Source organism: Bradyrhizobium sp. T-1 (assembly GCF_053592855.1).
The window spans coordinates 905,555-923,692 of the sequence record NZ_CM132115.1 but is presented as its reverse complement, the minus strand read 5'-3'; the positions used below and the strand labels follow the sequence as shown (position 1 = coordinate 923,692).

The 18,138-nt window shown below is 64.3% G+C and carries 16 protein-coding genes; 6 read left to right on the top strand and 10 right to left on the bottom strand.

All coding sequences use genetic code 11. The features are described 5' to 3' along the window. Window positions 1–10: 10 nt before the first annotated feature. The 4 genes from phnE (ACWAT4_RS04395) to phnC form a co-directional block, all read right to left on the bottom strand. Window positions 11–856 (bottom strand): phosphonate ABC transporter, permease protein PhnE, encoded by an 846-nt coding sequence (gene phnE / locus ACWAT4_RS04395; RefSeq protein WP_212426432.1) that lies wholly within the window; start codon window positions 854–856, stop codon window positions 11–13. Beyond that, the gene (gene phnE / locus ACWAT4_RS04390; RefSeq protein WP_449729898.1) at window positions 853–1,737 is read right to left on the bottom strand and encodes a phosphonate ABC transporter, permease protein PhnE; all 885 of its coding nucleotides are present in this window, start codon (window positions 1,735–1,737) and stop codon (window positions 853–855) included. The genes phnE (ACWAT4_RS04395) and phnE (ACWAT4_RS04390) overlap by 4 nt, the downstream gene beginning before the upstream one ends. A gap of 90 nt (window positions 1,738–1,827) precedes the next feature. After that, the gene (gene phnD, locus ACWAT4_RS04385) at window positions 1,828–2,757 is read right to left on the bottom strand and encodes a phosphonate ABC transporter substrate-binding protein (protein WP_449729897.1); all 930 of its coding nucleotides are present in this window, start codon (window positions 2,755–2,757) and stop codon (window positions 1,828–1,830) included. Between the two features lie 59 nt (window positions 2,758–2,816). Further along, window positions 2,817–3,626 (bottom strand): phosphonate ABC transporter ATP-binding protein, encoded by an 810-nt coding sequence (phnC, locus tag ACWAT4_RS04380; protein ID WP_449729896.1) that lies wholly within the window; start codon window positions 3,624–3,626, stop codon window positions 2,817–2,819. Between the two features lie 174 nt (window positions 3,627–3,800). Here phnC and ACWAT4_RS04375 point away from each other — a divergent pair, with 174 nt between their 5' ends. From ACWAT4_RS04375 to ACWAT4_RS04365, 3 genes are read left to right on the top strand one after another with little or no spacing between them, the layout of a single operon-like run. Continuing rightward, a complete protein-coding gene (locus tag ACWAT4_RS04375) occupies window positions 3,801–4,457 on the top strand; it encodes an LbetaH domain-containing protein (RefSeq protein ID WP_449729895.1) in 657 nt (218 codons plus the stop codon). Then, complete coding sequence (locus tag ACWAT4_RS04370; protein WP_449729894.1) at window positions 4,454–5,647, top strand: alpha-D-ribose 1-methylphosphonate 5-triphosphate diphosphatase; 1,194 nt, start codon at window positions 4,454–4,456, stop codon at window positions 5,645–5,647. The genes ACWAT4_RS04375 and ACWAT4_RS04370 overlap by 4 nt, the downstream gene beginning before the upstream one ends. 18 nt (window positions 5,648–5,665) lie before the next feature. After that, window positions 5,666–6,364, top strand: a complete 699-nt coding sequence (locus ACWAT4_RS04365; RefSeq protein ID WP_449729893.1) for a DUF1045 domain-containing protein — start codon at window positions 5,666–5,668, stop codon at window positions 6,362–6,364. A gap of 78 nt (window positions 6,365–6,442) precedes the next feature. Here the strand turns inward: ACWAT4_RS04365 and ACWAT4_RS04360 are convergent, their stop codons facing one another. The 5 genes from ACWAT4_RS04360 to ACWAT4_RS04340 form a co-directional block, all read right to left on the bottom strand. Continuing rightward, a complete protein-coding gene (locus ACWAT4_RS04360; protein WP_449729892.1) occupies window positions 6,443–7,381 on the bottom strand; it encodes a dihydrodipicolinate synthase family protein in 939 nt (312 codons plus the stop codon). A 127-nt stretch (window positions 7,382–7,508) separates the two neighbouring features. Further along, the gene (locus ACWAT4_RS04355) at window positions 7,509–9,590 is read right to left on the bottom strand and encodes a methyl-accepting chemotaxis protein (protein ID WP_449729891.1); all 2,082 of its coding nucleotides are present in this window, start codon (window positions 9,588–9,590) and stop codon (window positions 7,509–7,511) included. 120 nt (window positions 9,591–9,710) lie between these two features. Then, complete coding sequence (locus ACWAT4_RS04350) at window positions 9,711–10,481, bottom strand: enoyl-CoA hydratase (protein ID WP_212298596.1); 771 nt, start codon at window positions 10,479–10,481, stop codon at window positions 9,711–9,713. Between the two features lie 12 nt (window positions 10,482–10,493). After that, window positions 10,494–10,955, bottom strand: coding sequence for a MarR family winged helix-turn-helix transcriptional regulator (locus ACWAT4_RS04345; RefSeq protein ID WP_449729890.1), 462 nt, complete (start codon window positions 10,953–10,955; stop codon window positions 10,494–10,496). Between the two features lie 42 nt (window positions 10,956–10,997). Further along, on the bottom strand, window positions 10,998–11,657 hold the full coding sequence (locus tag ACWAT4_RS04340; RefSeq protein WP_449729889.1) for a TetR/AcrR family transcriptional regulator: 660 nt from the start codon (window positions 11,655–11,657) through the stop codon (window positions 10,998–11,000). A gap of 91 nt (window positions 11,658–11,748) precedes the next feature. Here ACWAT4_RS04340 and ACWAT4_RS04335 point away from each other — a divergent pair, with 91 nt between their 5' ends. The 3 genes from ACWAT4_RS04335 to ACWAT4_RS04325 all read left to right on the top strand — a co-directional run bounded on the left by ACWAT4_RS04335 (window position 11,749) and on the right by ACWAT4_RS04325 (window position 16,390). Then, entirely contained in the window at window positions 11,749–12,996 is a 1,248-nt protein-coding gene (locus ACWAT4_RS04335) for an HlyD family secretion protein (RefSeq protein ID WP_212298599.1), read from the top strand. Continuing rightward, entirely contained in the window at window positions 12,944–14,554 is a 1,611-nt protein-coding gene (locus ACWAT4_RS04330; protein WP_449729888.1) for an MDR family MFS transporter, read from the top strand. The genes ACWAT4_RS04335 and ACWAT4_RS04330 overlap by 53 nt, the downstream gene beginning before the upstream one ends. 108 nt (window positions 14,555–14,662) lie before the next feature. Next, window positions 14,663–16,390 (top strand): ATP-dependent Clp protease adaptor ClpS, encoded by a 1,728-nt coding sequence (locus ACWAT4_RS04325; protein ID WP_212426494.1) that lies wholly within the window; start codon window positions 14,663–14,665, stop codon window positions 16,388–16,390. Window positions 16,391–16,426: 36 nt separating this feature from the next. Here the strand turns inward: ACWAT4_RS04325 and ACWAT4_RS04320 are convergent, their stop codons facing one another. Then, on the bottom strand, window positions 16,427–18,097 hold the full coding sequence (locus ACWAT4_RS04320) for a tannase/feruloyl esterase family alpha/beta hydrolase (protein WP_449729887.1): 1,671 nt from the start codon (window positions 18,095–18,097) through the stop codon (window positions 16,427–16,429). Between the last annotated feature and the right edge of the window lie 41 nt (window positions 18,098–18,138).

Here is an 18,138-nt window from a genome sequence, read left to right as displayed (position 1 = left end):
GCAGCTGTGCTTAGGCGACAGCGCGCCTTCCAATGATCGCAAAGCGCAGCTTGCCCGAGATGAAGTCGATCGCGGCGACCGCGACCAGAATCATCAGGATTAGGAACGACACCTTCTGCCATTCCAGCACGCGGATCTGCTCGGCGAGTTGCAGACCGATACCGCCGGCACCGACGATACCGATGATGGTGGCGGAGCGCGTGTTGGACTCGATGAAATAGAGCACTTGGCCCGCGATCACGGGCAGCACCTGCGGCATCAAGCCGAAACGGATCTCATGCAGCGCGCTGCCGCCGGAGGCGCGGATACCCTCGACCTGCTTCTGGTCAGCGCCTTCGATCGCCTCCGAAAACAACTTTCCGAACGCGCCGAAATCCGACACGGCAATCGCCAGCACACCGGCGAACGGGCCGAGGCCGACGACGTTGATCCAGACCAGCGCCCAGATCAGCGTATCGACGCCGCGGATCGAATCCAGGAAGCGCCGCACCGGGAAGCGGACGATTTCAGGCACGATGTTGCGCGCGGCAAACAGACTGACCGGCAACGCCAGCACCGCGGCGAGCGTGGTGCCGAGCAGCGCGATCGACAGCGTCTCACCCAGCGCCTTCAGATAAAGCGGCAGCGACGAGCCGGGATCGGGCGGCATCATCATCATGCTGATCCAGCCGAGCTGGCTCAGCCCCGAGATGAAGCGCGACGGGGAGAAATCGAGATCGACCAGGCCGAACACGAAGATCGCAAGCGCCGCGACCAGCATCGCCGGCGTCGCCAGGCGCGACGACGCCGGGCGGTCGAAGACCTCAGGATAGCGTGCGCGGAGCTCCGCGGTGTTGACGTCCTGCGGTTTGCTCAATTCCGCGCCTCCTTGCCGAACAGGCGGCCACGCACCCAGCCGGTCGTGATGTCGATCAGGAAGACCGTGACGATGATGGTCACGAGGATCGCGCTGACGTCGGAGTAGTAAAACTTCCGGATCGCGACGATCAGCTCCTGGCCGATGCCGCCGGCGCCGACAAAGCCCATGACGGATGCTTCACGCACATTGATCTCGAAGCGCAGCAGCGCGTAGCTGGCGTAGCCCGCCGAGACCTGCGGCAGGATCGCAAAGCGCATGCAGGAGAGCCAGCTTGCTCCGGTGGAGCGGATGCCCTCGACCGGCTTCATATCGGCGTTCTCGACGATCTCCGAGAACAGCTTTCCGAGCGCGCCGGTGGAGTGGATCGCGATCGCGAGCACACCCGCCACCGGACCGAGGCCGAAGGCCATGACGAAGATCAGCGCGAAGACGATGCCGGGCACCGTGCGGGCGAATTCGAGCAGCCGCCTCACCGTGAAGCGCAGCCAGGGCGCGGGCGAGGTGTTCTCAGCCGCGAAGAAATTCAGCGCGAAGGCGAGGACGGCGCCGATCAGGGTACCGACATAGGAGATCAGCAGCGTCTCGCCGAGCAGCTCCAGCCATTTGTGCAGACCCCAGAACCACTCGCCAAAATCGGTCCAGACCCGCTGGCCATTGTCGAGGGTGAGGATGCGGTCGAAATAGCTGATGAAATTGCCAAAGTAAGCAAAGAATGTGCGCAGGTTCACCTCGGCCCCGATCGAGGCCACGATCAGCGCGGCGACGAAGACAGCGAAGCCCGCCAGCAGGCGCAGGCGCTTGCGCGCCACCGCCTTACGATAGGCAGCGTTGAGGACAGCAAGTTGTTGCTCGGGGAGAATCGAAACCGCAATCGTCATGGGTTCAGCGGCATGGGTTCAGCGGGAGGGATCCGTCAAGAAAAAGAGCCGGGTCCATCGACCCGGCTCCAGTACATCGTCCCGACGAGCTCAGGACGCCTTCTTACGCAGATTGTCGACAAACTTGATCAGCTCGATGGTCTTGTTGTAATCGTCGTTGGCGATCGGCTCCCACGGCTTGTTCTTGCCGTCGGAGAGCTTCTTGAACGCCTCGGGATCCTTCTGCGCCGCATCGATGAAGGCTTTCTTGATGGCGGCCTTCATGTCCTCGGGCAGATCGCTCAGATGGGCGTAGGGCGAGTTGATGATGAGGTCGGACTTCACGATGATGCGGAAGTCCTCCTTCTTCATCGGCGTGCCATCGGCCGACTTCACCATGCCCTTGTTGAGCATGCGGGTCAGGTTGGAATCGTCGTCCGCGTTCCACCAGTTGGCGGCAACGTCGACAGTGCCCTGGGCGAGTGCGAGAACGGCGTTCTCGTGGCTGCCGGTGAAGACCACCTTAGAGAAATAGGCATCGGGATCGATGCCCAGCGCGTTCAGCTTGAAGCGGGGCATATTGTTGCCAGAAGTGGAATTCGGATCAACAAGCCCGAGATTCTTGCCCTTGAGGTCCTCGATCTTCTGGTACGGCGATTTCGCCAGCACATAAAAGACGGAGTAGTAACCCTTCGAGCCGTCGGAGTTGACGTCGATGACGAAGGCATCGGTCTTGACGCCGGTGAGACGGGCACGCGCAAAAGAAGCCGGACCGTAATAGCCGATGTGGATGTTGCCGGCACGCTGGCCTTCGATGAGGGCGGCGTAGTCATTGGCGACACGCAGGGTCACCTTGATGCCGAGCTCCTTCGACAAATAGTTGATGAAGGGACCGTACCGCTCGGTGACGCCCGAACCATTCTCGGCCGGAATCGCGGCGAAGGTGATCTCCGGATATTTCGTCTTCCAGTCTTCGGCAGACGCGGATCCGGCAAAGGTCAGCGCGGCAGCGCCGGCGAGAATTAGTCTGCGAGTGATCATGATGCCCTCTTCATCTGATGGATCGGTTGACGCAAGAAACTGGCGATGACGGCTGCGGCTTAGGCTGCCGCGGCCGTTCCGAGTGCCGGAACGCCCTCGGGCACCGGCGCAGGCGTGCCGCCCATGACGTCGGCGGCTTCGAGATCGTAGAGCTCACGCGCGACAAGGTCGGTCAGCGCGGACGGCGCGCCGTCGAACACCACGCGGCCTGCCGCCATGCCGATCAGGCGATCGCAATAGCTGCGCGCCAGATCGAGCGAGTGCAGATTGCAGAGCACGGTGATGCCGAAATGCTTGTTGATGCGCAGCAGCGCATCCATCACGATCTTGGTATTGCGCGGATCGAGCGAGGCGATCGGCTCGTCGGCGAGGATGATGTCGGGCTGCTGCACCAGGGCCCGCGCAATTGCGACGCGCTGCTGCTGGCCGCCGGAGAGCTGGTCGGCGCGCTGGGCGGCGACCGCGGCGATATCGAACTGTTCGAGCGCGGACATCGCCAGCGCCCTGTCTTGCTCGGGCCAGATCTGCGAAAGCGAGCGCCAGGCCGGCATGGTGGCGAGGCGTCCCATCAGCACATTGGTCAGTACATCCAGCCGGCCGACCAAGTTGAATTGCTGGAAGATCATCGCGGATCGCGCCCGCCACTGTCGCAGCTCCTTGCCGCGCAGCGCGGTGACGTCGAGGCCGCCGAACAGGATGCGCCCCTGCGTCGGCGTCGCCAGACGATTGATGGTTCGCAGCAAGGTCGACTTGCCGGCGCCGGAGCGCCCGATCACCCCGACGAAGCCGCCGGGGGAGATTTGAAACGAGGCGTCGTCCACCGCGGCTTTTGCGCCAAAGCGGCACGTCAGACCTTCGACCACCAGCATGCAGGGCTCCTGAGTAGCTGGAGCCCACCGCTATCGCCGGCGGTTGACACTTGTGTGACATCCGCGACACGCTGCGGCGATCCAACACACCTCATCCCCTGTCATTGCACCGTCATGACATCGTCATCGAGCCGCTCGAAGACGAGCACCTGCCCTCAAGCTCTCGGATGCAACATGGCCAAGGTGCTTTCGGTACAGCCGACCATCGATGCTTCGGCAATGCTGCACGAGGTCAAGCTCGGCGCCTATACTGAAGTCGGCGCGCGCACCATCCTGCACGAAGTGGCGATGGGCGATTACTCCTACGTCGTCAACGACGCCCAGATCACCTACACCACCATCGGAAAATTCTGCTCGATCGCGGCGATGACGCGGATCAATCCGGGCAATCATCCGATGCATCGCACGACGCAGGCGCATTTCACTTACCGTTCGAGTGCCTACTTTCCGGGCGAGAGCGACGACGCTGACTTCTTCGACTGGCGGCGCCGGCATCACGTCCATATCGGCCACGACGTCTGGATCGGCCATGGCGCGATCGTGCTGCCGGGCCGCAACATCGGCACCGGCGCGGTGATCGCGGCCGGTGCCATCGTCACCAAGGACGTGCCCGCCTATACCATCGTCGCCGGCAATCCCGCCCGCGTCGTGCGGCGCCGCTTCTCGGAAGAGGTTGCCGAGCGGCTCGCGAAGCTGGCATGGTGGGACTGGGATCACGACAAATTGCGTGAAGCGCTGCCCAATTTCCGCAAGCTCGCAATTGAAGATTTCCTGACGGCATACGAAGCAGAGGCAAGCTCTTCTTCCAGCAAACAAAGCGCGGTCGCGTGACAGACATTTTCATCGAGGGTGGCCGGACCCTGATCGGTTCCGAGTTCGCCGAAACCTCGCTCTCCGTTTCCGGAGCGGACATCGCGCAGATCGATGCGCCTCGCGGCCGCGCGCGGCTGGCGATCGATGCGTGCAACCTGCTGGTGCTGCCCGGCATCGTCGATCTTCACGGTGATGCCTTCGAGCGACAGATGATGCCGCGCGCCGGCGTCGATTTCCCGATCGACGTTGCGCTCGCCGATACCGACCGCCAGGTCATCAGCAACGGCATCACCACGGTGTTTCACGCCACGACCTGGTCGTGGGAGCCCGGCTTGCGCAGCGGCGACAATGCGCGGCGCCTGCTCGAGGCGATCGAGCGGCAGCGTCCGCACTTTGCCGCCGACACCCGCTTCCATTTGCGGCACGAGACCTACAATCTCGATGCCGAGGCCGAGATCTGCCAGTGGCTCGCCGAGGGCCGCGTCGACCTGTTCGCCTTCAACGACCACATGGATGGCACCATCGGTGACATGGCGACCCCCCGCAAGCGCAACCGCATGGTTGAGCGCACCGGCCTATCTAGCGAGGATTTCGACAAGCTCGTTGCGCATGTCGTCTCGCGCACCGCCGGCGTTCCGGCATCGATCACCCGGCTCGCCGCCGCCGCACGCGCGGCCGAGGTGCGGATGCTCTCGCATGACGACGCAACGCCGGCGATGCGCCGGGCGTTTCGCGATATGGGCGTGACGCTTGCCGAGTTTCCGATCAACGAGGAGACGGCGCGCGAGGCCGCAGCTGCCGGCGACGCGATCGTCTACGGCGCACCGAACGTCGTCCGCGGCGGCAGCCATACCGGCTGGACCAGGGCCTCCGACATGATCGCCAAGGGGCTGTGCTCGGTGCTGGCCTCCGACTATTACTACCCCGCGCCGCTGCTCGCCGCCTTCCGCCTCGCCGCCGACGGCATGCTGCCGCTCAACGAGGCCTGGAAGCTGATCTCGTCGGCGCCGGCGCAAGCCACCGGCCTGACCGATCGCGGCACGCTCGCCGCAGGCCATCGCGCCGACATTCTGCTTGTCGACGACAGCGCGCCGCTGCGGCCGCGGCTGGTCGCGGTGATCGCTGCCGGCAAGCTCGTGCATTTCACCGATGCGACGCGGCTGCAAACGGCGGTGGCGCTTCCGCGCGAGACTGTCGTTGCGGCGTAAATTGATTATGCTCCGGCCATGACAGGTTTTCCCCGCTACGCGATCTATTTTGCCGCCGGCGCCGACAATGCGCTGTCGCGCTTCGGCGCCGAGTTGCTCGGCTATGATGCCTATAGCGGCGATGAGATTTCGTTTCCGCAGGATGCGCTACGTATCGCTTCGGACTGGCGCGACATCACCGCCGATCCCCGCAAATACGGTTATCACGCCACGCTGAAAGCGCCGATGGCGCTCGCGCCCGGGAAGACCGAGGCCGAACTCGTGGCAGCCTGCGCGACATTCGCCGGGAAGCCGCGCCCGGTGCCAGTGATCCGTCCGGTCGTCGATTCCATCAGCGGTTTTATCGCCGTCATTCCGGCTGAGCCCGTCGACGCACTCCAACAACTCGCCGCCGATTGCGTCCGCGACTTCGATTCCTTCCGTTCGCCGCTGACGGCGGAAGACCGCGCGAGGCGAACGCCGGAAAAACTCAGCGAGCCCCAGCGCGAGTATCTCGATCGCTGGGGCTATCCGTATGTGATGGAGGAATTTCGTTTCCACATGACGCTGACGGGACGGCTGGATGCGAACCGCCGCGGGCCGATTCTGGAGATGCTGCGTGAAAGGTTCGCGACGCTGAAGCTCGATGCGCTGGCGGTTGATCGTATCGCGCTGTTCAAGCAGGATGATGCCAAAGCGCGATTTCGCATCATCGGCGAGTGGACGCTGGGGCGATAAGCCGGGATTTCGCAACATCCAAGGTGTCGCCCCGGCGAAGGCCGGGACGACGGCGGAGATTTTGGTTGGCAGCAGGCTTTACTTCCCCCACCGCAATGCCAGTGCGTCGCGCTCCTTGGCCAGTTCCAGCAATCCCGCGCGCGTCGCCGGATGCAGCGGTTGCAACGGATGGCGGACCGCATCCGACTTGATGATCCCGCCGGCCTGCATCATCGCCTTGCAGGCGATCAGACCGCATTGACGGTTCTCGTAATTGATCAGCGGCAGCCAGCGTTCATAGGCGGCCTTCGCCTTCTCCCGATCGCCCGCGAAATAGGGATCGATGATCTGCCTGATACCGTCGGGATAGCCGCCGCCGGTCATCGCGCCGGTGGCGCCGGCATCGAGATCGGCCATCAGCGTGATCGCCTCCTCGCCGTCCCAGGGGCCCTCGATATCCTTGCCGCCCGCTTCGATCAGGCTGCGGAGCTTCGAGGCCGCGCCTGCTACCTCGATCTTGAAATAGCGGATGTTGGCGAAGTCGTGCGCCAGTCGTGCCAGCAACTCGACCGACAGCGGCGTGCCCGCGACCGGCGCGTCCTGGATCATGATGGGAATGTTGATCGCGCCCGAGAGCACCTTGAAGAATTCGACGATGCCTTTTTCAGGCACCCGGAAGGTCGCGCCGTGATAGGGCGGCATGACCATCACCATGGCCGCACCGGCGGCCTCGGCCTGCTGGCTCCGCGCCGCGCACACCGCCGAACTGAAATGTGTGGTGGTGACGATCACGGGCACGCGGCCCGCGACCTGCTCCAGCACCGCATGCATCACGGCCTCGCGCTCGGCATCGGTCAGCACGAATTGCTCGGAGAAATTGGCGAGGATGCAGATGCCGTTTGAGCCGGCATCGATCATGAAATCGATGCAGCGGCGCTGGCCCTCGAGGTCGAGTTCGCCACGTTCGTCGAAGATGGTAGGCGCGACCGGGAACACACCGCGATAGGGGCGCTGGGCCTTGTGGGGGATGACCGGCATCGAAATTTCTCCCTGTGTTCCTGGCGCTAGCTTGATGCGCCTGCGGGGCATGGTACCGCTACCATTTACAGGGCGCACGCACGCGCGGCAATGCCCATCCGCGCGCGATTGAACAGGGAATGGAGGCTTAAGCGGTTTTCACCGCCCCGAGGAACCCCTCGACCGCGACGCGGAGGCGATCGGCGTCCGCCGACATCTTGGTCACGGACTGGGACAGCACCGTGCCGGCATTACCGGTCTCCTGATTGAGTTTGGCGACGCTGCCGATGGTGTCGGTGACCTCACGGGTGCCTTGCGCAGCCTGCTGGAAATTGCGCGAGATCTCGGTGGTTGCCGCGCGCTGCTGCTCGACCGCGGCTGCAATCGCGGTCATCTTCTCGTCGATTCCGCTGATAGCGCCACCGATCGAGCGGATGGCGGCGACCGCCCGGCCTGTCGCACCCTGGATCTCCTCGACCTGGCGCGAGATCTCTTCAGTCGCGGTTGCGGTCTGCGAGGCGAGGCTCTTGACCTCACCCGCGACCACGGCAAAGCCGCGGCCGGCCTCGCCGGCGCGGGCTGCCTCGATGGTGGCGTTCAGCGCGAGCAGATTGGTCTGGCCGGCGATGGCGTGGATCATTTTCACGACTTCGCTGATGCGGCTTGCGGTCTGGTCGAGGATCTCGACGGTGGAGTTGGTCTGCGCCGCCTGCGACACCGCTTCGCGGGCCTCGCGCGCGCTGGCCTGCACCTGCGCGGAGATTTCGCCGACCGAGGCCGAGAGCTCTTCCGTCGCGGCCGCGATGGTCTCGAGATTGTTGGTGGCCTGCTCGGCAGCGGAAGAGACCGCAGCCGTCTGGCTGCTCGATTCCGACACCAGCGTACGCACATCGGTCGCGGTGGCATCGAGCTCCTTGGCCGACGCAGCCACGCTGTGGATCACAGCCTGCACGGTGTCGTCGAAACTGCGGCACGCATCGTCGACGGTGCCGGAACGGGCGAGTTGCAGCGCCTGCTGCGATTCCCGTTCCCGGCCCAGCCGTTCCGCGGTGGCTGCACTCTCGCGCAGGCTTTCCAGCGCGGCGGCCATGGTGCCGAACTCGTCGGGATATCTGGATTGCGGAACCGGCGTCGCATAGTCGCGGGCGCTGATGCGGGCGATCGCGTCCAGGATCGCGCGCACCGGACGCATGAGGCGATTGCGCACGACATAGACGCCAGCAAGCGTCACAGCGAGGGCCAGCAGGAAAGCGAGAGACTGCACCAAGAGGTTGGTCAGCGCCTTCGCCTGAACTGCTTCCGCCCGTGCGATCGACTGGTCCAGCGCCTTGGTCGCGACCGCGACGATCAGCGGGAACGGCGACTGGCACAGCGTGTTCCATTCCGAAGCGGCCATCGCCGGCTTGCCGCTGGCGTCAAAATTCTTGGTGAGATCGCCGATCTGCTTGAGGACACCGTCAGTCTTGGCGCGCGCCTCCTTGGCCGCGGTGACGAGCTCCGCGGGCACGTCAGACGCGGCCAAAAGCTCGTTCATGCCGGACCAGCCCGAAGCGATGGTGCCATCCCATTGCGCCAGTGTCCGCTTCTGGGTGTCATCGAGCGGCTTGTTGCTGTTGACGTTCGAGCGCAGCGCCGAACAATGAATCCCATAGCGGTCGCGCACCTGCCAGGCGAGACGGCGGACCTGAATCATGCGGGCGATGAAGGGATCGTCCATCCAGGCGCGGTTCGACACTGCTGTGGAGGCGAGGTTCGCCGTGTCGATGACCTTGGTGACGGCATCGTACCAGGAGTTGGTCCGCTCGATCTTGCGCTCGGCGCGCGGACGCTTGGCTTCGTCGTAGAACAGCTGGAACTGCGGCGCGGCCTCATCCCAGCGTTGCTTCAGCGTGCTCGCGAGTTCGTCGCGGCGGCCGAAGTTGACGCTGGCCATCGCGGCGCTGACGCCATCATAGCCGCCCTGCTCCGCCTTCTCGGCCTCGGCAAGCTTTGGGCGGGCGTCGTCGTCGCCGAGCAGCGCACTCTGGGCGTCGCCGCGATTGTTGCGCAGGGACAGCACGCCATGGAAGATCGCCTTGTCGGCTGCGGCGAGCCGCGCGGTCTCGAGACTGTCGCTGTAGCGGCCGAAGGCCCCGACCATCTGGATCGCCGTGCTGGCGAGCGCACCTGCCGCCAGCAGGGCCATCAACACCAGGAGAAGCGAGCTTACCGATTTCTTAAACATTGCCATGAGGGTCAGGGGCCTACTCTTCCAAGAGAGGCCACCTTGCACCTCGACATGCCAATGTTCCGTTAAGGTTTTAATCAAATGCCGGGAACTACCTGCCAAACCGTTAGGCAGGCCCCCGCATCACGAAACCTTCGTAAAATCCGGCGGACGCCGCTCGGCGAACGCCGTAAACGCCTCGCGCGCCTCGGCTGTCCGCAGGCGCTGCGCGAACTGCTCCCCCTCCACCTGCATCTGTGCGACCAGCGCCTCGCCATTGCGCATCAGCTTCTTGGTTGCGGTGAGCGCGCCGGCCGGCTGGCGGGCCAGGCGCTGGGCGAGCGCAAGCGCCTCGGCATCGAGCTTGTCGAGCGGCACCACGCGGTTGGCCAGGCCCCATTCCAGCGCGGCCTTCGCCGGCACGGTCTCGCCGAGCGCAAACATTTCATAGGCGCGGGCATAGCCGATGCGTGCCGGCATCAGCAGGCTCGAGGCTGCTTCAGGCACCAGCGCGAGACTGACGAAGGGCGTCGACAATTGGGTGTTTTCGGCGAGCACGACGAGATCGCAATGCAAGAGCATCGTGGTCCCGACGCCGACCGCGCGGCCCTGCACCGCCGCGACCAGCGGACGGGTGCAACGCGCCAGCGACTGGATGAAGCGACCGACATTGCGGCTGCCTTCGGACTTGCCGCTCGCCACGGCTGCGAACTCGCCGACGTCGTTGCCGGCGGTGAACATGTCGCCCTCGCCGCGGATCAGCAGCACGCGCACTGACGGATCAGACTCGGCGGACTCGATGGTGTCGGCGAGCTTGCGATACATCGCGTCCGTCAGCGCGTTCTTCTTGTCGGGGCGCGCCAGCGTCAGCGTGAGAACGCCGCCGGTGTTCTCGATCCGGACATGCTCGGTCATGGGTCACTCCTGTTATTTCCCGGGTTCTCTCGTAGGGTCTCTTGGAAATTTGTCTTGAATGCTGGTCAGCCAGCGCGCGACGATGTCGATTTCCGCACCGGTGAATCCCTCGGTCAGCGTGGCATTGATCGCGGCGGCATCGCTCTTCGCCTGCGCCAGCACGGTGCGGCCCTTCTGCGTCAGCCAGACGCGAAAGGCGCGGCCGTCTTCGCGATCCGCCCGCCGCTCGACCAACCTCGCCGCAGCGCTGCGATCGACCAGGCCGGAAATGCCGGCCGGCCCCATATCGAGCGCCGTCCCCGCTTCGCCCATGAGGACGCCGTCCTGCTTGCCGAGAATGAACAGCAGTCCCGCCTGCGCCGGCGTCACCTCGCTCTCGGGCTGCGCCGCCATCCAACGCTGCAGGCGCCGTTGCGCGACGCTCAGCAGATAGATCAGCCGATGATGACGCGTTGCGGCTCCTTTATTTCGCATACGAAATAGATAGCCGAGCTGGATTGGATTGTCAAAGAGCCGCTAGGACGATCCGGCGCGGCAGCCGTCGAGGAACAGGCTTGCGCAAATCTCCACCCGGCGGTCGATCTGCCAGCGCGACGGCAGCGGCTTGCCGCCATAGATCGCTGCGCGCTGCGGTGCCGATGCGACCATGCCGATCAGCATGCCGGCAACCTCCTCGGCATCATCGATGACGATCCGCTTGCGCTTAACCTGGAGGCGAAGCCAGCCGGCGAGCGCCTTGACGGTGCGGGCAATGCCGTTGTTGTAGAAATTTGCAGCGAGCTCCGGAAACGTGGCGGATTGCTGCAGCACCATGCGCTGTAGCGCCACGACTTCCGGATCGAGCGCGAGATCGGCGCACGCCGTCAGCGCGGCGCGTAAGCCGGTTTCGACATCGACGTCATCGCTGGCCTGGAGGTCGACGGCCGAGAGCAGCCGCTCGAGCCGGTCCGCGCACATCGCCTCGAACAACGCAGCTTTGCCCGGAAACAGACGATAGAGCGTCTTGGTCGAGATGCCGGCACGGCGCGCGAGCTCTTCGGTGCTGGTCGCAGCATAACCCTCGACCGCGAACGTGTGGCGCGCGGCTTCGAGGACGATTCTCGTCGTCTCCGCGTCGCTGCGCACCGGCGGCCGTCCGCGCGGACGGGATTCGCTGTCGGATTTTGCCTGAGCCATGCCGTTACATGATGCCTGTCATTCCATTGACAATTCCAAAGCTAGCCTCATTTTGGAAATCGTCAAGTTTCCTAATTCAGGGGAGCCGGCCATGACCGTCCACACCACCCCGTCTGCTGTCGCCCAAACGGCCCTCGCTGCGACCGCGCTGGAGGGCGTCCTGCCCGGCGCACCAGCTGACGCCGTTCGCAAAAAGCTCAATCTTCGCAAACTGTTGCTGATGGGAGCGGCAGCTGTCGCCCTCGCCGGCGCGAGCTGGTACGGCTACGATTACTGGACCGTCGGCCAGTACCTCGTCTCCACCGATGACGCCTATGTGAAGGCCGACAACACCACCATCGCCCCGAAGGTCAGCGGCTATCTCAACGGGGTCCTGGTCGCGGATAACGAGCATGTGAAAGCGGGCCAGGTGCTGGCCAGGATCGATGATCGCGACTTCAAGGTCGCGTTCGACCAGGCTCGCGCCGATGTGCAGGCGACGAATGCCACCATCGCCGGCAAGGAAGCACAGATCGAGGTGCAGCAGGCAGCGATCAAGGCCGCGCGCGCCACGCTCGACGTCGATCAGGCCAACCTCACTTTCGCCGCGCAAGACAACAAGCGCTACACCGATCTCGCCGCAACCGGCTCCGGCAGCGTGCAGAATGCACAGCAGGCGCAATCGCGCATTGCCTCCGCACAGGCGGCGCTCGAACGCGACACCGCCAATCTCACCTCGGCTCTCAAGCAGGTCGACCTGCTCAAGGCCGAGATCACACAGGCCAAGGCCGCCGCGGCGCGCGCGGAAGCCGTGCAGCACCAGACCGAGCTGAACCTCAGCTACACAACAATCGTCTCGCCGATCGACGGCGTCGTCGGCAATCGTTCGTTGCGCGTCGGCCAGTTCGTGCAGGCGGGCACGCAGCTGATGTCGATCGTGCCGGCCGAGGGCGCTTATGTCGTCGCCAATTTCAAGGAAACGCAGCTCACCCACGTGAAATCCGGTCAGACCGTCGATATCGAGGTCGATATGTTCCCGGGCCAGGTGGTGCACGGCCACGTCGATTCCATCGCGCCCGCGAGCGGCCAGGAATTCGCGCTGCTGCCGCCCGACAATGCCACGGGCAATTTCACCAAGGTGGTGCAGCGCATCCCCGTCAAGATCGCGCTCGATGACGAGCACGGGCCCGCCATCGCGCTCAGGCCCGGCATGTCCGTGATCCCGACCATTGCGACGCGTTCGAATGCGCCGGCTGTGAAGGCGGCCGATGCATCAAAGGCAAAACTCGTTTCCGGAGGGTCGTGCCATGTCAAACAGCCTCTCACTTTCGACGCCAGCAACATCGGCCGCGACGTCTAATCACGTCGCTGTCGATCCCAACCGTGCCAGCGCCGCAACCTGGATCGCCGTGCTCGCCGCCATGATCGGCTCGTTCATGGCGATCCTGAACATCCAGATCACCAACGCCTCGCTCGCCAATATCGAGGGCGGCATTGGCACCGGCGCCGACAACGGCTCCTGGATCTCGACGTCGTACCTGATCGGCGAGATCATCGTGATCCCGTTGACCGACTATTTGAGCCGCGTGTTCACGTTCCGCCGCTACATGATCACAAGCGCAGCGCTGTTCGCGGCGTTCTCGGTCGCCTGTGCCTTCACACATGACCTGCCGTCGATGATCGCGATGCGCGGCCTGCAGGGCTTTGCCGGCGGCGTATTGATCCCGATGGCGTTCACGCTGGTACTGACCAAGCTGCCGAAACCGCACCAGCCGGTGGGGCTCGCGATCTTCGCACTGTCCGTCACCTTCGCCCCCGCGATCGGCCCGACCATCGGCGGCTATCTCACCGAGACCTATGGCTGGCGCACCATCTTCTTCGTCAACGTGATTCCGACCGCCGTGATGGTGGCCGCGCTCTATCTGACGCTGGAGCGGCAGAAGATGCAGCTCGGCCTGTTGAGGGACGGCGACTGGGCCGGCATCGTCACCATGGCGATCGGGCTGTCAGCCTTGCAGGCCGTGCTAGAAGAGGGCAACAAGGACGACTGGTTCTCCTCGCCCTTCATCGTCAAGCTCGCGATCATCGCAGCCGTCAGCCTCACGCTGTTCGTCGCGATCGAGCTCTCGATCGAGAAGCCGCTGATCCGGCTGCGCCTGCTGACGCAGCGCAATTTCGGCTTCGGCACCATCGCGATGACCATGGTCGGCTTCGCATTGTTCGGCTCGGTTTACATCCTGCCGGCCTATCTCGGTCAGGCACAGGGCTACAATGCCGAGCAGATCGGCAACGTGCTGGCCTGGACCGGCCTGCCGCAGCTCGTGCTAATCCCGCTGATCCCGAAGCTGATGCAACGCTTCGACACGCGCTACATCGCCATCACCGGTCTCCTGATCTTCGCTTATAGCTGCTTCATGAACACGGCGATGTCGCCGGACTATGCCGGCGACCAGCTCTGGATCCCGAACATCGTGCGCGCGGTGGGCCAGGCCATGGTGCTGACGCCGCTGACCTCGGTGCTGACGGGCGGCATCGCGCCACAGGACGCGGCGGCGGCCTCCGGCATCAGCAACATGTTCCGCAATCTCGGCGGTGCGATCGGAACAGCGACGCTTGCGACCATCATCACCAAGCGCGAACAATTACATTCGAACATCATCGGCCAGTCGGTCACGCTCGGCCGCGAGGAAGTCCGCACCCGCCTCGCGCAGATGACGGATTACTTCATGGCCCATGGCGTGCCCGACCCCAACGCCGCACGCGAACAGGCCATCATCGCGCTCGGCAAGACGGTGAAGCGCCAGGCGCTGGTGATGGGCTATTCCGACGCCTTTGCGGTGATCGGCGCGGTGCTGGTGCTCGCGGCGATCGCGGTGCTGCTGACGCGACGAGTGAAGGCGGGTGGACCGGCCCACTAAGGCCTCGCCCATTGATTGCAGTTGGTCGCGTCGGAGAGCTTGACGACTGCTTCTTTTTATGTTCCCTTTTCGTTCTGTTCTAGTGCCGGTTGTAGCGGAGTTCATTTCATGACGGATAAGGCGCGCGGCGAGCGTGAACCGGCTCAGCTCGTAATTTACAACGATGACGATACGCCGGATGAATTTGTCATCCGTCTCTTCCGTCAGGTTTTCGGCAAGACAGACCGCGAAGCCGCCGCGATGATGACGCTGATCGAGCGCGAAGAGAAAGTCGCCTGCGGTCCCTACCCACAATCGGTCGCGGAAGCGCTGTTCAAATCGGCCAAGCAATATGTCTGGCTCGGCCAACATCCGCTGAAGATCACGCTTGAAGAGATCAAGACTCCCTGCGAACTCTGCGGCAAGCCGGAGGGACAAACGGACGTTCGCGTCGGCAACCGCACGGTCTGGCTGTGCAGCGAGTGCATTCGCGCAGCGGATACTGTGAGCACGCCGGCAGAGCCGGAAAGGGAGTTCGAACACGCTTACGAGGTGCTGGACTGGCACTTTACCGGCGTCCCACGCAGCAAGCTCGTGACCACGATCCGCCAGTTTCCTGGACATATGCGGGTAGATGTCCAGGTGGCGATCGACCGGCTGTTCGCCAAGGCTATCCGGTTGTTTGGGCTAAACGAGGAACAGCGCTATGAGACGCTATCGATTTCGCAGCTCCTCCGGGAAGGCCGCCAGGCACTGGCGATTGCACCACGGCAATATTCCGACATCGATGCCGGCGAGACGACTCCCGTCAAATGCCTCGATAACGGCTTGTGGCTGTGCGAGCAGGATGGCCTGCGTTATGCGGTATTGCTCAGTGCACATCGCGAATACAGCCGCGAGCCGGGGATCCGTCTCGAGATCATGGTGCCCGTGGGCACCGCAGGCGCAATCCTTGTCCAGCAATGTTTCGGCGAACTGGAACAGGCCGTGCAAGCCGCACGCAGCTATCGCGGCAAGATCCTCTCGCTTGATGCCGATTCCGACTATCGCGGCTACTCGCGAGGCATCACCGTACATCGATTGCCGCAGGTCGCCCGCAACGACGTGATCCTGCCGGAGCAGACCTTGCGGCTGCTCGATCGCAACGTGCTGACTTTCGTCAACACGCGCGATCAATTGCGCCGGCTTGGTCAGTCGACGCGCAAGGGCATCCTGCTGTACGGCCCGCCCGGCACCGGCAAGACCCATACGATCCGCTATCTCGCAACGCATCTGCCTGAGCATACGACGCTGATCATTACCGCCGAGCAGATCGGCCTGCTCGGCGCCTATATGAACCTGGCACGGCTGCTGCAGCCATCAATGGTCGTGATCGAGGATGTCGATCTGATCGCCCGCGACCGCGACGACATGGGGCCGTGTGAGGAATCCATGCTGAACAAGCTGCTCAACGAGATGGATGGGCTGAAAGAAGATGCGGACATCCTGTTCGTCCTGACCACCAACCGGCCGGAGGATCTCGAAGGCGCCCTCGCCGGACGCCCGGGCCGCATCGATCAGGCGATCGAGGTGCCGCTCCCCGACGAAATCGGCCGCGGCAAGCTGGTCCGGCTCTACGGCAAGGGATTGCCGCTCGACGACGCAGTCATCGCCGAAGCTGCCCGACGCAGCGAAGGCACGAGTTGCGCATTCATCAAGGAATTGATGCGGCGGCTGGCACAGGCGAGCCTGGCGCGCGATGGCGGCAACTCGGTGACGTCAGCCGATATCGACGAGGCGCTCGACGACATGCTGTTCTCCGGCGGGCGGCTCAACGCGCAATTGCTCGGCGGCGCACAGGCCATGGCGGCGGGATGACCCCTGCCGCCACCGCGCTTTACGCGGGCTCACCTGTTACGGCGCGCAGGCAAAGCTCGACGCCTGCGTCACCGGGCCCGACTTGTAATGCGGCCAGGCCGGCCAGCGGCACAGCGGCATCGCACGCAACACCGAAAATGACGGTGCTTCGACCTTCTGCTCGGTGACTTCGAGGTCACCGGGCGCGGTTCCCTTCTCGACCCAGTCGACCAGCACGCTCAGCATATCGACATTGGCAGGCGCGCCGGAGCCGACATGGTCGACGCCGGGGGCGGTGTAGAGCCGCGCGAATTCCGCCGTCTCGGCCTTGCCGAGCTTGCGCTCGACGCTCTCGAAATAACGGATGCCAGCATACGGATTTTGCGCATAATCGGCCATGTGCTCGAGCATGATCAGCCGGCCGCCGCGAGCGCGGAAGCGGCTGAGATCGGGATCGGTCGAATCCATCAGGCTCGAGACCTCGAGCAGCCGCGCCTTGTGCTCCTCCACCTTGTAGGTGGTGACGTCGAGATTGGGATCGCGCGCGAACACATATCGAATTCCGCCCGCCCCATAGATCCAGGCGATGCCGTTGTTGGGCGCAGGCGGCTGCACCGGCGGCGCCGCACCAAGCCACCATGCCATCCAGCCGCCGGTCGGCCCGGCCGCCGGCGTATCCTCGCCCGAGACGCCCCAGCCCGGATAATCGTCGAGCCCGTTGGCGAGCGCGAACGGGAATTTGTAGGTGGCGTGCAGTGTGTCGACCGCCTTGATCTGAGCGTCGGTGAGGCACTGATCGCCACTCTTGCCGTCGGCACAACGCAGTGTCTCGACCTTGAACGCAGCCTTGCAGCCCACGGGGTCCTGCACCAGCGCATCGTCGGATCCGTCCGCCTTGTCGCAGGCCGCCCGTACGGCGTCGCCCACGAGCCTGACCTGCGCCGGATTGATCCAGCCCTCGCCCATGGTGACGAGGCCGGAGCGGGTACCGGCATGCTGCAAGCCGACCCAATTGATGACGGGCACGCGGGCAAAGATCCCATCGAAATCGTCGGGATAGCGCTGCGCCATGGTCAGGGCCTCGCGGCCGCCTTCGGACGAGCCCATGAAGTACATCTTGTCCGGCTTCTTGCCGTAGGCGCGCTGCATCAGTGCGACTGCGGTGTCGCGCACCTTCTTGTAGGCGCGGTGGGCGAAATTCTCGAACGCCTCGTCATTCAAGGCGAACAGTTGCGGCGGCTCGCCCGGCTTGGACTCATGGCCGGAATCGGTGCCGTAGGTGACGAAGCCGCGCGCGAGCGGCGACGGCTTGTCGAAGGGATAGGCCGGCGGCAGCGCCAGTCCGGTGATCAGCACGCCATTGAAGCCGCCGCCGCCATATTGCACCGAGCGCCCGTTCCATTCGACCGGCAGATTGACTTGGAACTTGACCGGGGGCGCCTTGGGATCGACCGGCTCGATCTGGCCGAGCACCTTGCAGAAGACGGGGTTGGCCGGCGTGATGCGCCCCGACGGCGTCGGTCCGCGCTCGGCGACCGCGAGCTGAGACGCGGTCTGCAACGTCGCGGCGTCGATCTTGACGGCGTCGGCGCTGCCGACGAGGCCCTTGCAGACGGTGTCCGCATCCTCCGCCAGTGTCGCCGCAAACGCGCCGGTCGCACCCAGCGCAGTCGCCGTCCCCACGAGCCATGCGCAAAGCTTCGCGCTCGATAGCGTCATCGTTTCCATCCCGGGATTTTCTGTTGTAGTTCAATCCGTCAGCAGGCCGC